The 15,959-nt window shown below is 64.9% G+C and carries 14 protein-coding genes; 7 read left to right on the plus strand and 7 right to left on the minus strand.

Annotated elements, in window-relative coordinates:
- The first annotated feature begins 164 nt into the window (after positions 1-164).
- Together APH25_RS00650 and APH25_RS00655 are read left to right on the plus strand one after the other, a co-directional pair.
- A complete protein-coding gene (locus tag APH25_RS00650) occupies positions 165-1,571 on the plus strand; it encodes an adenosylmethionine--8-amino-7-oxononanoate transaminase (RefSeq protein WP_028631916.1) in 1,407 nt (468 codons plus the stop codon).
- Between the two features lie 65 nt (positions 1,572-1,636).
- A complete protein-coding gene (locus APH25_RS00655) occupies positions 1,637-2,356 on the plus strand; it encodes a 16S rRNA (uracil(1498)-N(3))-methyltransferase (protein WP_060480737.1) in 720 nt (239 codons plus the stop codon).
- Here APH25_RS00655 and APH25_RS00660 read toward each other — a convergent pair.
- The 7 genes from APH25_RS00660 to APH25_RS00690 are packed head-to-tail and all read right to left on the minus strand — an operon-like array spanning position 2,353 to position 11,926.
- Entirely contained in the window at positions 2,353-2,970 is a 618-nt protein-coding gene (locus APH25_RS00660; protein ID WP_028631918.1) for a hemolysin III family protein, read from the minus strand. The genes APH25_RS00655 and APH25_RS00660 overlap by 4 nt on opposite strands.
- Before the next feature lie 52 nt (positions 2,971-3,022).
- Positions 3,023-3,517, minus strand: coding sequence for a chemotaxis protein CheW (locus APH25_RS00665; protein WP_028631919.1), 495 nt, complete (start codon positions 3,515-3,517; stop codon positions 3,023-3,025).
- Positions 3,510-8,459 carry an Hpt domain-containing protein gene (locus APH25_RS00670; RefSeq protein ID WP_060480738.1) on the minus strand — a complete coding sequence of 1,650 codons (4,950 nt, stop codon included), beginning with the start codon at positions 8,457-8,459 and terminating at the stop codon, positions 3,510-3,512. Before APH25_RS00670 ends, APH25_RS00665 begins: the two co-directional genes overlap by 8 nt.
- A 14-nt stretch (positions 8,460-8,473) precedes the next feature.
- On the minus strand, positions 8,474-10,498 hold the full coding sequence (locus tag APH25_RS00675) for a methyl-accepting chemotaxis protein (protein WP_256217465.1): 2,025 nt from the start codon (positions 10,496-10,498) through the stop codon (positions 8,474-8,476).
- Between the two features lie 47 nt (positions 10,499-10,545).
- Positions 10,546-11,100 (minus strand): chemotaxis protein CheW, encoded by a 555-nt coding sequence (locus APH25_RS00680; RefSeq protein WP_060480740.1) that lies wholly within the window; start codon positions 11,098-11,100, stop codon positions 10,546-10,548.
- A complete protein-coding gene (gene pilH, locus APH25_RS00685) occupies positions 11,097-11,462 on the minus strand; it encodes a twitching motility response regulator PilH (protein WP_060480741.1) in 366 nt (121 codons plus the stop codon). The genes APH25_RS00680 and pilH overlap by 4 nt, the downstream gene beginning before the upstream one ends.
- A gap of 47 nt (positions 11,463-11,509) precedes the next feature.
- Positions 11,510-11,926, minus strand: coding sequence for a PleD family two-component system response regulator (locus APH25_RS00690; RefSeq protein ID WP_060480742.1), 417 nt, complete (start codon positions 11,924-11,926; stop codon positions 11,510-11,512).
- 239 nt (positions 11,927-12,165) lie between these two features.
- Between APH25_RS00690 and gshB the strand changes: the two genes are divergently transcribed.
- The 5 genes from gshB (at position 12,166) to ruvX (ending at position 15,916) form a co-directional block, all read left to right on the plus strand.
- Positions 12,166-13,119, plus strand: a complete 954-nt coding sequence (gene gshB, locus APH25_RS00695; protein ID WP_060480743.1) for a glutathione synthase — start codon at positions 12,166-12,168, stop codon at positions 13,117-13,119.
- Between the two features lie 110 nt (positions 13,120-13,229).
- Entirely contained in the window at positions 13,230-14,132 is a 903-nt protein-coding gene (locus tag APH25_RS00700; protein ID WP_060480744.1) for an energy transducer TonB, read from the plus strand.
- A 101-nt stretch (positions 14,133-14,233) separates the two neighbouring features.
- Entirely contained in the window at positions 14,234-14,815 is a 582-nt protein-coding gene (locus tag APH25_RS00705) for a hypothetical protein (protein ID WP_060480745.1), read from the plus strand.
- 94 nt (positions 14,816-14,909) lie between these two features.
- Positions 14,910-15,479 carry a YqgE/AlgH family protein gene (locus tag APH25_RS00710; protein ID WP_028631928.1) on the plus strand — a complete coding sequence of 190 codons (570 nt, stop codon included), beginning with the start codon at positions 14,910-14,912 and terminating at the stop codon, positions 15,477-15,479.
- The gene (gene ruvX, locus APH25_RS00715; RefSeq protein ID WP_060480746.1) at positions 15,479-15,916 is read left to right on the plus strand and encodes a Holliday junction resolvase RuvX; all 438 of its coding nucleotides are present in this window, start codon (positions 15,479-15,481) and stop codon (positions 15,914-15,916) included. The genes APH25_RS00710 and ruvX overlap by 1 nt, the downstream gene beginning before the upstream one ends.
- Positions 15,917-15,959 lie beyond the last annotated feature (43 nt).

Genomic DNA, 15,959 nt, shown 5'->3' on the forward strand with positions numbered 1-15,959 from the left:
GGAATGCCCCGAGAGAGGCGCTAGAATACGTCAGCGCCGCAAGGCCTGCCAGCGTGGTGACATCAAGTGCTTCAGGTAAATCACTTTTTCTGCCGGGTTGTCCTGCACCGCGCCTTTGCTTAGGCTTACCCGCCGAACCACGCCGCAAACCAGGAGAAGTGCCCATGGGCCTCAACGATCAGTGGATGCAACGCGACCTCAAGGTGTTGTGGCACCCCTGCACGCAGATGAAAGACCACGAGCACCTGCCCCTGATACCGATCAAGCGCGGCGAAGGCGTATGGCTGGAAGACTTCGAGGGCAAGCGCTACCTGGATGCGGTGAGCAGCTGGTGGGTGAACGTGTTCGGCCACGCCAACCCGCGTATCAACCAGCGCATCAAGGACCAGGTGGACCAGCTGGAGCATGTGATTCTGGCGGGCTTCAGCCACCAGCCGGTGATCGAGCTGTCCGAGCGCCTGGTGGCCATGACCCCGGCCGGGCTCGACCGGGTGTTCTACGGTGACAACGGTTCGTCGTGCATCGAAGTGGCGCTGAAGATGAGCTTCCATTACTGGCAGAACGTCGGCAAACCGGACAAAAAGCGCTTCGTCACCCTCACCAACAGCTACCACGGCGAAACCATTGCCGCCATGTCGGTAGGTGATGTGCCGCTGTTCACCGAAACCTACAAGGCTTTGTTGCTCGATACCCTCAAGGTGCCGAGCCCCGATTGCTACCTGCGCCCCGAGGGCGTCAGCTGGGAAGAACACTCCCGCACCCTGTTCGCCGTCATGGAACAGACCCTGGCCGAGCACCACGCCACGATCAGCGCGGTGATCATCGAGCCGCTGATCCAGGGCGCGGGCGGCATGCGCATGTACCACCCGGTGTACCTCAAACTGCTGCGCGAAGCCTGCGACCGCTACGACGTGCACCTGATCCATGACGAGATCGCCGTCGGCTTTGGCCGCACCGGCAGCATGTTCGCGTGTGAACAGGCCGGCATCCGCCCCGACTTCCTGTGCCTGTCCAAGGCCCTGACCGGCGGTTACCTGCCGCTGGCTGCCTGCCTGACCACCGACAAGGTGTACCAGGCGTTCTACGACGACTACTCGACCCTGCGCGCGTTCCTGCACTCGCACAGCTACACCGGCAACCCGCTGGCCTGTGCAGCGGCCCTGGCCACCCTGGATATCTTCGAACAGGACAACGTGATCGAAGCCAACAAGCCCCTGGCCAAGCGCATGGCCACGGCCACGGCGCACCTCGCCGACCACAAGCATGTGGCGGAGATACGCCAGACCGGCATGGCACTGGCCATCGAAATGGTCCAGGACAAGGCCGGCAAGGTCGCCTACCCGTGGCAGCAGCGCCGTGGCCTGAAGGTGTTCGAGCATGCACTGACCCGCGGCGCCCTGCTGCGCCCATTGGGCAGCGTGGTGTACTTCCTGCCACCGTACGTGATCACGCCAGAGCAGATCGACTTCCTGGCGGAAGTGGCCAGCGAAGGCATCGACATTGCCACCCGCGACAGCGTCAGCGTTGCCGTACCGAGCAACTTCCATCCCGACTTCCGCGACCCCGGCTGACAGCGCTCGGGGGCAATGCCCTCCTCCGCCACCCGCCCTGTGCCCCTTTCATCAGAGCCTGACCCATGAGATTGTCCCGCTTCTTCATCGACGCCCCCCTGAGCATCGGCGAGCACGACCTGCCCGAAGCCCAGGCCCACTACATTGGCCGCGTACTGCGCATGGCCCCCGGCGATGCCGTGCAATTGTTCGATGGCAGCGGCCAGGAGTACCGCGGGCAGCTGCTGGAAGTGGGCAAGAAGACCGTGCGCGTCACCCTGGACCAGGCCGTTGCAGGCCAGGCCGACTCCCCCTTGCAGGTTCACCTGGGCCAGGGCCTGTCACGGGGTGAACGCATGGACTGGGCGATCCAGAAGGCCACCGAACTGGGTGTCAGCCAGATCACACCGATTGTCAGCGAACGCTGCGAAGTGCGCCTGAAGGACGAACGTGCCGACAAGCGCCTGGCTCACTGGCGCCAGGTGGCGATCAGCGCCTGCGAGCAATGCGGGCGCTCCACGCTACCTGTCATTCACCCCCCTCAGACGCTTGCAGAGTGGCTGGCCAACACCACAGCCGACCTCAAGCTGGTGTTGCACCCGGTGGCCGAACCACTCGCAAGCCATGCCAGGCCCGCTACCCTGGCCTTCCTGATCGGCCCAGAGGGCGGCCTGAACGACCACGAAGTCGAGCAGGCAAAGGCGGCCGGTTTCCAGGCCGCACGCCTTGGGCCGCGTGTGCTGCGCACCGAAACCGCTCCGGTGGTGGCACTGGCCGTGGCGCAGCAACTGTGGGGCGACTTCTAACGCACGTAGAACGAAACCGCCACGAAGTGCATGAGGCTGCCGGCGATCACGAACAGGTGCCAGATGCCGTGCCAGTGGCGGAAGCGCCGGTCGAAGGCGAAGAAGATGATACCCACGGTATAGAACACCCCGCCTGCGGCCAGCCAGGCAAACCCGGCGCTGCCCAGCGTATGCAGCAGCGGGTTGACCGCCACCAGCACGATCCAGCCCATCACCGCGTAAATGATGATGGACAGTACCCGCGCTTCGGAGCGTGGCTTGATCTCCTGCAACATGCCCAGCACGGCCAGCCCCCACACCACGCCAAACAGGCTCCAGCCCCAGGGGCCACGCAGGCTCACCAGGCAGAACGGTGTGTAACTGCCGGCAATCAGCAGGTAGATGGACAGGTGATCGAGCTTGCGCATGATCACCTTCGCCCGCCCACGGGTGCTGTGGTAAAGGGTGGAGATGCTGTACAGCAGCAGCAGCGTGCCGCCGTAGATCGAGAAGCTGACGATCTTCCACGGGTCGCCTTGCAGCCCCGCGCTGACGATCAGCCAGATGGCACCGATACAGGCCAGAACCGCACCCACCAGGTGGGTCCAGGCATTGAAACGTTCACCGTAATACATGTGCTAGAAGACCTTTCATCAAGCGGCAAGTTTCATGCGCCAAGCGGGTCGCTCAGTCATCCAGGCTACTGGACCGACCTAGCTTGCCGCTGCGCTGGGCATCACGTACCAGGCGCTCCAGCCCTACCAGGTCGGGTACCCGGGCAACCTGGTCGCCCACCTGCACGGCTGCCAGTTCCAGCGGGCTCAACGGTACATCCACGTAGTTGAGCTGGCTGTCGAGCTTGCACGAGCGCGGGATGCCCTGCAGCAGCAATGCCAGGTAGCGCAGGCCCGTGTCGCCCAGAGCATTGAGCACCACCACGCGTGCACGGTCGCCACATGGGGTCTCGGTGCCGCATGCGGCCTCGAAGCCAATCAGCGGCAGCCGCTGCTGACGCCAGTTCACCCAGCCCAGGTGCCAGGGCGGGTCGCCACGCTGGCACACCAGGTTGCGCTGCCCGCTCAGTTCCGCCACCGCCACGTTGGGCAGCACCAGGGTGCGGTCACCCAGGGTCAGCAGCAGGCCGGTCAGGCTGCTGCGTTGCCCGGCGATCAATTCAAGCATGGGGCTGGCTCCAGTGGGCAATGCTTTGCAGCAGCAGCGACTCCTGATACGGCTTGCCCAGGTACTCGTTGACGCCGATGGCCATGGCACGGTCGCGGTGCTTTTGGCCGGTACGCGAGGTGATCATGATGATGGGCAATTGTTGCATGCGTTCGTCACGCCGAATGCGGGTGGCCACCTCGAAACCGTCCATGCGCGGCATTTCGATGTCCAGCAGCAGCACGTCGGGGCGATGCTCTTCAAGCAGGGCCATGGCGTCCACGCCGTCCTTGGCGGTGATCACACTCATGCCATGGCGCTCGAGCAGGCGGCTGGTGACCTTGCGCACGGTCACCGAGTCGTCCACCACCATCACCAGCAAGGCCTTGCGCGGTGCCGGGCCCAGCAACTGCAACTGCGGTACGCCACCCGGCAGCCGCGCCAGGCGCCGCTGCTGGCCGCGCAACTGGCCAAGCAGGTCCAGAATCAGCACCACCCTGCCATCGCCCAGCAATGTCGCCCCGGAAAGGCCGGCGACCGCAGCAAACTGCGGCCCCAGGCTCTTGACCACGATCTCGCGGCTGGGCGACAGGCTGTCGACCTGGATCGCGAACGACTGCTCCTGGGAATGCACCAGCAGCACCGGCAACGGCACGCTCTGCCCCAGCAGGGCCGGGCGTGCACCGCCCTGCAGCAGTTCACCCAGGTAACGCAGCTGGTACTCGTGGCCGGCGTACACATACTGTGGCGGTTCTTGCTCGTAGCACGCTGCCAGCTCGGCGGGCGGTACGCGCACGATGCCCTCGATGGTGTTGAGCGGGATGGCGTACTGCTCATCGCCCAAATGCACCATCAGCGCACGGTTGATCGACACGGTGAACGGCAGGCGGATCAGAAACCGCGCGCCTTTGCCCGGCGCCGATTCGATGCTCATCGAGCCACCCAGTTGCTTGACCTCCTCGTGCACCACATCCATGCCCAGCCCGCGCCCGGAAATCTGCGTGATTTTCTCGGCGGTGGAAAAACCGGGCCGCAGGATGAACTGCAGGATCTCGTGGTCGCTCAACTGTGCCTGCGGGTCGAGCAGGCCACGTTTGATCGCCTTGAGCCGTACGGCTTCCAAGGGCACGCCGGCGCCGTCATCGGTCATCTCGATGACAATGTCGGCGCCTTCGTGCAGCAGGTTCAGGTGAATGGTGCCCTGCTCAGGCTTGCCGGCTGCCAGACGGGCTGCCCGGCTTTCCAGGCCGTGGTCCACGGCATTGCGCAGCATGTGCTCCAGCGGCGCCACCATGCGCTCGAGCACACTGCGGTCCAGTTCGCCCTCGGCATTGCCCACCACCAGTTCCACGTGCTTGCCCAGCTCGCTCGCCACCTGCCGCACCACCCGCTGCAAGCGCGGCACCAGGCGCTCGAACGGCACCATCAGGGTGGCGGTGAGGCCCTCCTGCAACTGGCTGTTCACCCGCGCCTGCTGCTGCAACAGCCCGTAGGCTTCCTGGGCACGCTGGGCCATGGTTTCCTTGAGGTCCAGCAAGTCGGAGGCGGATTCGAACAAGGCCCGGGACAGCTGCTGCAACTGCGAATGGCGGTCCATTTCCAGTGGGTCGAAGTCGTCATAGATGTCGCTTTCAAGCTGCTGACGGCTGGAAATACGCCCCTGGGTTTCGATATCCAGCCGCAACAGCTGGTCGCGCATACGCTCCAGGGTGGTTTCCATTTCGTTGAGGGTGAACTGGGCATCGTTCACTTGCTGCTCGATACGCCCACGAATGACGGAGTGCTCACCGGCCAGGTTGCCCAGGTCGTCCAGCAGCTCGGCATCGACCTTGACCATGTCGCCCGGCGCGCGCTCCGGGGCAAGCGCGGGCCCCTCGCTGCTCAACGCTTCAACCGGCCCCTGGCGTGCTGCGTTGTCGGCCAGGGCGGCACTGCTGAAATTGCGGATGTAATCGATGAGTGCCGTGGCGGCATGCAGCGGCTGACCAAGGCGCACGGCGTCAAGCATCTGCGCCAGGCGATCATGGCAATTTTGCAACAGGGCGAACAATGCCCCGCCAGGTGGCAGGCGGCCTGCGGCCAGCAGCTCGTACAGAAACTCCAGTTCATGGGCCAGGTCACCGATGGGGCCGATCTCGACCATGCGCGCAACACCCTTGAGGGTGTGCAGGTCGCGCATCAGGTTGTCCACCTCGGCACTGTTGCGCGGGTCCGCCTGCCAGCGGGCCAGTGCGGCGGCGGCACTCTCGACGATATCCGAGCTTTCTTCGAGAAATACCTCGAGCAACTCTTCGCCGGGGTTATCTGGGCCCTGAGGCGGCAACTGCGATGGCTCAGCCAGTACCGGCGCAGGCACCTGCCCAAGGCCGAGGGCATCGCTCAGGTCCATGTCCGAGTGCAAGGGGGTGACCGTGTCCAGGCCGACCAGGCCGGTGGCATCCGGCGCCAGGCCTTCGCCCAGCAGGTCACGCAGGCTTTGCACCAGCTCCAGGCGGGCGACCACGTCCTGGCCGGCCGCCAGTTCGTCCAGCATGTCGAGCAACGCTTCGTGGGCCTGATGCGCCTGGGCGAAGAAGCGCGGGTCGGCCGGCAGGCTGCCCTCCTCCACGGCGCCATAAAGGTCGAGCAGCGCCTCGCACACCTCGTCCACCTGCCACAGGTCGGCCTGGTGTGCGGCATGGCCAAGCTGGGTCATTTCGTCCAGCAGGGTTTCGAGCCCGTCTCGCTGGCCGGGCTGTTGCTGCCAGCCTGACAACAGCGCTTCGGCATCCATCAGGCTGTCCATGGCCTGGCTCAGAAACGCGGCTACCGCCTGCGGGTCACGGGCACGTCGCCGCGTGGTCGGCAAGCTGGCCTGGGCGCCAGCCAGGCGTTCGTCCACCGCCACGCCCACCTGCTCGATCAGCGCGGTAGCGCCCGGCAAGGGTGCCAGGGGGCTGCTGCCCAGTTGCGCCAGGGCCTGCAGAAACAGGCCGTGGGCCGCGTGCAGCCATTCAACCTCGGCGGCCTGCAAGGGCAATTGGTGGCCTTTGTATTCACGTACAAGCCGGTCGAAAGCCGTGGCCAGCTCGGCCACGGGCATCACCCCGGCCATGGCAGCGCTGCCCTTGAGCGTATGCAAGGCCCGCTGCAAGGCATCGCTGACCGGCACCTCGGGGCCCACTGCGCTGTGAAGAAAACTTTCAATGCTGGCCAGGTGGCCCTGGGCTTCGCTGCGGAAGATCTCGAGCAACTGCGGGTCCAGCCCATCGACCTTGGCCACCCCGGCAGCCTTGCCTTCAGCCAGGGCGTGCAGGCGCCCGGCCAGCTGCTCGATCTCGGTCAGTTGCGGCAACTGGCCCGCAGCAAAGTCGGCCAGCAGGTCCGGCAAGTGAACGAACGCCTGCTGCATCGCCAGCTGGCTTTCCGACCCCAGCACGCCACGGCCTTCCAGTACGCGGTTGAGCAGGTGCTCGGCCCCCCAGGCCAGCTCGGCAATTGCCTCGGCATGCACCATGCGGCCGCTGCCCTTGAGCGTGTGCAACGCCCGGCGCATGTCCAGCAAGGTTTGCCGCTGCTGGTTGTCGGCACGCCAGCGCAGCCAGTGCCGCTCGATTTCCGGCAGCAGTTCACCGGCTTCCTCAAGAAACACCTCGCGCAGCTCATCGTCCACGCCATCGCCGTCAACACGGCCAACAGGGGCATCCTGGGCTTGCTTGCAGTGCACACCCAGGGCGGCCAGGCTGGCGCGCGCCATGTCGATGAAGGGCTGGCCGTCGGCCAGGGGGTCGGCCACGCGCCATTGCAGGTAGCCCTCGGCAGCGCTCAGGGCATCGGCCAGCTGCGCCAGCTCGTCGGCAGGGGGCTCGGCCTCCAGGTGCTGCAACCAGCCTTGCACGTAGCTGGCGCTCCCTTCGAACAGTTCGGCGGCAGCCGGCAACATCAGCATCGCCAAGGCGCCCCGCACCTGCTGCAGCAACCCCGGCAGGGCCTGCAGGCGCTGCCGCGGCCAACCCGATTCCAGGCAATCACCGATCAGGTCCTTGGCCTGCTGCAGCACGTTCAGCGACTCTTCAAACACCACCTGACGGATCTCGGCCAAGTCTGAACCTGGCAGGCCGCCGTGGCCGCTTTCTTCCAGGGGCCCGACCATGCCGTTCAGGCTGGCCTCGACATACAGCAACGCGCCGGCCACATCCATCAATACACTGTCGTCCGCCGCTTGCCCGCCCTGGGCCAGGCCCTGCAACGCCAGCACCTGGTCGATGATCACCCGCCGAGGCTGCTGAAAACCCAGCACGGCCAGGGTATCGGCAACGTGGCGCAGCGGCGCCAGCAACCCGTCGAGCTGTTCGCTGTGCTCACGGTCGCTGCGCACGAACTGGTCCAGGCGCTCCTTGATGCGCATCAGGTCGTCACACAGCGCGCTTACCACCGAACGCAGCGCATCGCGCCCCGGCCCGGCCTGCACCTGGTCGCGCCAGTTAGCCAACGACAGGTCGAGGTTGGCGAGGTCGTCGGGCCCGGCGAACCGCTGCGCGGCGCCGTCGATCAGGCTGCCTTGGGCCACAGGCTCTGCGCCCCGGCAGGCGCGCAGCTGGTTGAGCAGCGGTATCATCACCAACGGCAGGTCGTGGCGCGCACCCCGTAGCCGCTCCAGGTACGACGGCAGTTGCTCCAGGCCGCGGAACAACACACCCAGGCAGTCCCCGCGTGGGCTGACCTGGCCGTCGGCAAGCGCCCTGGCGAGCAGCTCCAGCTCTTCGGCCAGGCGGGTTGCACCGGGCAGTTCGAGCATGTGCAGGCAGCCATGCACCTGGTGCAGGTTGTCCACCACGAAAGCCAGCATGGACAGGTCCCCGGGTTCGCCGGCAAAGCGTTCCAGCGCCTGGCGTGCCTGCCCCAGGCAGTCAAGCAGGGCAGGCTTGGCCCAGGCCAGCGCCACCGTATCGTGACGGGCCGGGCTTGCAGCAGCACCAGACATGGGCATGGGCATCCTCACTGGGGCTCGGCAGGCGGCGGCAGCGTGAAGCCCGACACCGACCGGCGCATTTCGCTGGCCATGCGCGCCAGGTGGCGGATGCTGTCGGCGGTCGCACCGGAGCCTGCGGAGGTTTGCGCGGTAATCTGCTGGATCACCGCCATGGTATGGGATATCTGCCCGGCCGAAGACGTCTGCAACTGGGCTGCGTCGGAGATGCTGTGGATAAGGTCGGCGAGGTTCTGCGACACGCCTTCGATCTCGGCCAGCGCCACCCCGGCGTCCTGGGCCAGGCGGGCACCGCGCACCACCTCGGCAGTGGTCTGCTCCATGGAGATGACGGCTTCGTTGGTGTCGGCCTGAATGGTGCGCACCAGGGCCTCGATCTGCCGGGTGGCCGAAGAGGAGCGTTCGGCCAGGCGCTGCACCTCGTCGGCGACCACGGCAAACCCGCGCCCGGCCTCGCCGGCCAGGGAAGCCTGAATGGCAGCGTTGAGGGCCAGGATGTTGGTCTGGTCGGCAATGTCGTCGATCAGGCTGACGATGTCGCCAATTTCCTGGGAGGACTCACGCAGTCGCTTGATGCGCTTGGCCGTGTCCTGGATCTGCTCACGGATGTTGTTCATGCCGTCGATGGTGTTGTGCACCACCTCGTTGCCCTTGTTGGCGATGGCCACCGAGCGCTCGGCGACCTTGGCCGACTCGTAGGCATGGGCCGACACCCGGTCGATGGATTCAACCATGTCACCTACCGCCTCGGACGCTTCGCTGATCTGCTCGGCCTGCTGCTCGGAGGCCTTGGCCAGCTGCCGTGCGGTGTTCTGGGTATCCTGCACCGCCGCTGCCACCTGGACCGCGCTGTGGTTGATGGTAGCGACCAGGTCGCGCAGCTGGTCCACGGAGTAGTTGATCGAGTCGGCAATGGCGCCGGTGAAGTCCTCGGTTACCGAGACGTTGACGGTGAGGTCGCCGTCGGCCAGTTCCTCGATTTCGTCCAGCAGGCGCATGATCGCCTGCTGGTTGCGTTCGTTCTTTTCAGCCGTCTCGCGCAGCTGCCGGTTGGTGGTGCGCACCATCACCAGGCCGATCAGGATGATCGACGCCAGCGCCAGCAGGCCCAGGGCATAACCGCCAACGGTATCCAGGGTACGGCCGCTGGCCAGGTTCTCGAACCCGTTGGCCAGGTGCGAAGCTTCGTCCAGCAGGGTTTGCGACAGGCTGAAGATATTCCCGGCAGCCTCACGCACCTTGAACAGCTCAGGCGAGGTTTCAAGAATTTCGTCCACCGAGCCTGCTACGAACTGGAACAGCTCGGCGATATCGGCCAGGCGGGCACGGGCATCGGCATCCTCGACCCGGGTCACATCGATGCTGGCATCGCCTTTGAGCATGCCCTCGAGCACCTGGCCGAAGCGGCCGGCATCGCGGCCGAACGCGTCCGCCGCCTGGGCTGCAGCGTCGTCACCGGCAAGCACCGTGTTCACCGAACCCAATATGCGCTCGGCCAGCAGCAACTGGCGCTGGGCAACGGCAACCTGGCTGGCAGGCGCGCCGCTTTTCAGCAGGATTTCGACCACCTTCTCGTACTCCACCTGCAACTGCGGCACCGTTTCGGCAAGCGTTGCCGCCACCTGGTGCAACGACAGCACGGTCTGCTCGCTGGCCAGGATGGTGTCGGTGCTCTTGCGCAGGTTTTCCCAGTCGTCACGCACCGCCTCCATTTCGTCGCGCACTTGGGGTGGCGCGGGCGGAAGCCCGGTAGCCTTGTCGCCGTGGCGCAGGTAGCCCCAGCGCCGCTCGAAGTCGTTGCGCGCGTCGGACAGCAAGCGGAACGCCAGCGCCTTGCCGGTCGCCGCTTCGGTCGCATTCTTGGCAATGCGCTGGGACAGCACCCGCAGCTCGCCTGCGTGGCCGATGTACTGCTTGTCGTAGTTGGACTGGGTGTTGAGGTAGGCGAAATTGGCGAACAGCAGGATGATCGACAGGATCAGGATCAGGAACAGCACGGTGATCTGCGCGATGCTGCGCGTGCGGGGCGTCACGGTGGTGGCGGTGACCGGGGTAGCTGGGTTGTTCACGTTCGCACGTCCTATAACGCCACATCGAGAAAGCCCGGCGCCTGGGCCAGGGCGAAGGGGCTGAAGATTGCCCAGTCACGTGCGCGGTGAAAATGCCCTTGCACGAAGGGGGCGGCCGTTTCGGCCAAGGGGAACGGCGGCGCCAGTTGCAGGCTGTCCAGGGCAAAGTGCTGCAGGCCGAGTACCTCGTCCACCAGCAGGCCGGCGAACAGGTCTTCATGGTCCAGCACAAGCACCCGCCGCTGCTTGCCCGCCGTAGCGTGGCCCAACCCCAGAAAGCGGCCCAGGTCCATCACCGGCAACAGCCGGCCGCGCAGGTTGGCCACGCCACACACCCACGGCTGCACCCCTGGCACGCGGCTGCTGCGGGGCTCGCGCAGCACTTCGGCCACTTCACCCATGGGCGCCACGAACCACTGCCCGGCAATGCGAAAACCGATGCCGCTCCATTGCTGCAGGCGGGTGCCTTGGGCGGGCTGGTCGGCGACCAGCAGGCGGCAACGCCGGTCGATGTCCAGCAACAGCTCGAAGGCGGTCAGCGACGCGCCCTGCGGGCGGGTGGTCAAGCGCCCAGCACTTCTTGAAGCTTGGCGATCAGCGCATCCTCTTCCACCGGTTTTATCAGGAAGTCGCGGGCGCCCTGCCGGGTTGCCCAGATGCGGTCGGTTTCCTGGTCCTTGGTGGTCACCACGATCACCGGAATGCCGCAGGTTACCGGGTCCTTGCTGAGCTGGCGGGTCGCCTGGAAGCCGTTCATGCCAGGCATGACGATGTCCATCAGCACCGCGTCGGGCTTGTCTTGCCTGGCCAAGGCCACGCCGTCGGCACCATTGTTGGCCTTGAGCACCTGGTGGCCGTGTTTTTCAAGCCACTCGGTCAAGCGGTACATCTCTGTCGGCGAGTCGTCGACAATCAGAACTCGGGCCATGCTGGCTCCCCATCAGAAAAATAAGACCGTGCCATGGCTGGGCGCGGTCAGGGTGCGTGTTGTGGGTCTGTGGCAGGTTGCTCCACGGCGAACCCGGGCACGTGGGCACGGATCGCCTCGAGCAGTTCGTCCTTGCTGAACGGCTTGGTCAGGAACTGATCGGACCCGACCACCCGGCCGCGGGCCTTGTCGAACAGGCCGTCACGGGACGACAGCAAGATGACCGGGACGTCCTTGAAGATGCTGTTGTGCTTGATCACGGCGCAGGTCTGGTAGCCGTCAAGCCGTGGCATCAGCACGTCGACGAAGATGATGTCCGGCCGGTGATCGACGATCTTGGCCATGGCGTCGAAACCATCGCTGGCGGTAATCACCTCGCAGCCCACCTCGCCGAGCAACATCTGCGCGGTGCGGCGGATCGTGCGCGAATCGTCGATCACCATCACCTTCAGGGGTTGTTCCATAAACGCCTACCCGTGGGAATTAGCTGCAAGTTGCACGCGTGCGCCACCACAATGGCGGCCCGGAGCAGGGATGCTCGTCGCTTGAGGCTTGTAGCTCAAGGCTTGCAGCTGCATTTTTAGCACAGTACGCAGCCCCGTTCCATCTGCCATGCCCCTTGACCGGCGGCGTCGGCAGCGCCACCCTGAGCCACTTTTCTTTCGATCCATCGCGGCAGCGCGCCGCCAAGAGGAACCACCCCATGAGCGTTCGCCTCGGCATTGTCATGGACCCCATCGCGTCCATCTCCTACAAAAAGGACAGTTCGCTGGCCATGCTGCTGGCTGCCCAGGCGCGCGGCTGGAGCTTGTTCTACATGGAACAGCCCGACCTTTACCTGGGTGCCGGCCAGGCCCGCGCGCAGATGCGCCCGCTGAAGGTATTCGCCGACCCGTCCCGCTGGTTCGAGCTGGGCGAAGAGCAGGACAGCGCCCTGGCCGACCTGGACGTGATCCTGATGCGCAAGGACCCGCCCTTCGACATGGAGTTCGTCTACAGCACCTACCTGCTGGAGCAGGCCGAGCGTGAAGGCGTGCTGGTGGTCAACCGCCCGCAGAGCCTGCGCGACTGCAACGAGAAGCTGTTCGCCACCCAGTTCCCGCAGTGCATGGCGCCAACCCTGGTAAGCCGGCGCGCCGACATTCTGCGTCAGTTCGCCGCCACCCATGGCGACGTGATCCTCAAACCGCTCGATGGCATGGGCGGCGCTTCGGTGTTCCGCCACCGCCAGGGCGACCCGAACCTGTCGGTGATCCTCGAAACCCTCACCCAGCACGGTGCCCAGCAGATCATGGCGCAGGCCTACCTGCCGCAGATCGTCGATGGCGACAAGCGCATCCTGATGATCGATGGCGAGCCGGTGCCTTATTGCCTGGCACGCATCCCGGCCAGTGGTGAAACCCGGGGGAACCTGGCTGCGGGCGGGCGTGGCGAGGCGCGCCCGCTGACCGAGCGCGACCGCTGGATCGCGGCTCAGGTGGGCCCGGTGCTGCGTGAAAAGGGCCTGCTGTTCGTGGGTCTGGACGTGATTGGCGACTCGCTCACCGAAATCAACGTCACCAGCCCTACCTGCATTCGCGAAATCGACGCGGCCTACAACACCGACATCGGCGGCCAGCTGATGGACGCCATTGATCGCCAGCTCAAGGCCCGCTGACCGCGGGCACGAAGTACACGCGCCGAGTGCGGTATGATGCGCAGCCGCTCGCCGGGAGCCACTCACCTGCACAGGCGTGGCTCAAGCTTGACGCTGACCGTGGATAACCGATGACGCTGCCCGCTGACCTCCCTGCCGACCTGCTGCCGCCGCGCGTACGCCCGGTGGACCGCCTGGGCTTTACCCTGTTCCTGGCTGCGCTCGTGCACCTGGCGTTGATCCTTGGCGTGGGTTTCAGCGTGGTCAAGCCCGCACAGGTCAGCCACACCATGGATATCACCCTGGCCACCTTCAAAAGCGAGAAGCCGCCGCAAAAGGCGGATTTCCAGGCCCAGGACAACCAGCAGGGCAGCGGTACGCTGGACAAGAAAGCGGTGCCCAAGACCACCGAACTTGCCCCTTTCCAGGACAGCAAGATCAACAAGATCACCCCGCCCCCGGCCGCCAGGCCGGACGTGGCGCCACCGCCCAAGCCGCAAAAATCTGCGGTGGCCACCAAGGCCGCCAAGCCGCAGAAGGTCGAGCCCAAGCCCAAGGAAAGCAAACCCCAGCCCAAGGCAGCGCCGGCTCCAGCGTTCGACAGTTCGCAGTTGTCCAGCCAGATCGCCAGCCTGGAGGCGGAGCTTGCCAACGAACAGCAGCTGTATGCCAAACGCCCGCGCATTCACCGGCTCAATGCTGCCTCCACCATGCGCGACAAGGGCGCCTGGTACAAGGAGGAGTGGCGCAAGAAGGTGGAACGGGTGGGCAACCTCAACTACCCCGACGAAGCGCGTCGGCAGCAGATCTACGGCAACCTGCGCATGATGGTTTCGATCAACCGCGACGGCTCGCTGTACGAAGTGCTGGTGCTTGAGTCGTCCGGGCAGCCCGTGCTCGATCAGGCAGCGCAGCGCATCGTGCGCCTGGCGGCACCGTTTGCGCCGTTTACCGGGGACCTGGCTGAATACGACCGGCTGGAGATCATCCGCACTTGGCGCTTTGCCCGTGGGGACCGGCTTTCCAGCAACTGATGCCTGAACCAGGCGCAGGTTATCTAGCAGTTTTGCCAGTTGTGACTGCAGCGAAAGCGACGTGCAATTGCGGTACATCTAACCGCGAGGAGTTACACGCCATGAACAGCCCATCACCCCAAGCGCAATTCGAAGAGCAATTCCAAAAAAAAGCGCACAGCTTATGGGAAGATTTATCAAAAGCCGAAGGCCACTCCCTCAGCGCCGATATACTCACGACGACCGTAAACACACAGGTTCACGTGAAGCGAGGCGATGAAATAATCCAGTACACGTCTGTCAAAGGCGCATTTCATGCGTTAGCAGCCGATAGAACGGCACTGCTTACCTGTGTCTACGATGACCATTTGCCTGTCAACAAAGAAGGTGATTTCCCAGCATTGCAAATACTTTTCCGTAACCTTCGATCAGGGCGTGCTGACGTCACCACTTCGCCCAACGCAGACATCATGGTAGCGCTCGGCTGGGGCCAGTGGTTTCGAGAGAAGTACGGCTTCGCGATCGTGTACTTCGATCAAGCGCAGCAAGGCAACGCCAACGTAAAGTTTGAACCCAGCGAAGACAACATTGGTGGCAGCCGTAAAACAATCATCAAGGTTTCCGCGACTTTCGACTTGGTGGGTCACCCCTCCAAAGAAAAGGTGTCAATTGACCTGAACGCGGAGGGCAAATTGATTTATTGACGGATGATTGCAGGGATGCGCAGGTTGAAACCAGGTGCTGCCTCTTCACGGCAGCACCTTGCCAGCCTCGCTGCCTGGCGCCACACTACCCCCCATGAAGACCCTCACGCCGAGCTACCTCAAGCACCAGTTCCTGATCGCCATGCCGCACATGGCCGACCCGAACTTCGCCCAGACCCTCACGTACATCGTCGAGCACAACGCCCATGGGGCCATGGGGCTTGTGGTGAACCGGCCCCAGGAGCTGAACCTGGCCGACATCCTCGAGCAGTTGCGCCCGGATGAAGTGCCCGCAGCCAGCACCCTGCAGGTACCCATTTACCAAGGCGGGCCGGTGCAGACCGACCGTGGGTTCGTGCTGCACACCAGCGAGTGCACCTACCAGGCCACTGTCGAGCTGGAGGGCGTGTCGTTGTCCACCTCCCAGGACGTGCTGTTTGCCATCGCCGAGGGCGTGGGCCCGCAAAAAAGCCTGATCACCCTGGGGTACGCCGGCTGGGAAGCAGGCCAACTGGAGGCCGAGCTGGCCGACAACGCCTGGCTCAACTGCCCGTTCGACCCGGAAATCATCTTTGGCCTGGCCAGCGACCTGCGCCTCGAAGCGGCCGCTGCCAGCCTGGGCATCAACCTGCACCTGCTCACCAGCCAGGCGGGGCACGCCTGATGGCCGAGCAGCCTGCCGAACCCCGCCTGCTGCTGGGTTTCGACTATGGCAGCAAGCAGATTGGCGTTGCAGTGGGCCAGGTCGTTACCGGCCAGGCCCGCGAACTGTGCACCCTGAAAGCGCAGAATGGTGTGCCGGACTGGGCACAGGTAGAACGCCTGATCACCGAGTGGAAACCTGACGCCATCGTCGTCGGCCTGCCCCTGAACATGGACGGCACCCCCAGCGAAATGAGCGCCCGCGCCGAGAAATTCGCCCGCCGCCTCAATGGCCGTTTCAACCTGCCCGTGCATACCCACGACGAGCGCCTGACCACCTTCGAGGCCAAAGGTGAACGCATGGCCCGGGGCGGCCAGCGCGGCAGCTACCGCGACAACCCGGTCGATGCCATTGCCGCTGCGCTGCTGCTGCAGGGCTGGCTGGAGGCCAATACCTGATCACTTCTGCTGCCGGCCACCCACCGGCGCACCCTTGCGAGGA

The organism is Pseudomonas sp. NBRC 111119 (genome assembly GCF_001320125.1).
Taxonomy (GTDB): domain Bacteria; phylum Pseudomonadota; class Gammaproteobacteria; order Pseudomonadales; family Pseudomonadaceae; genus Aquipseudomonas; species Aquipseudomonas parafulva.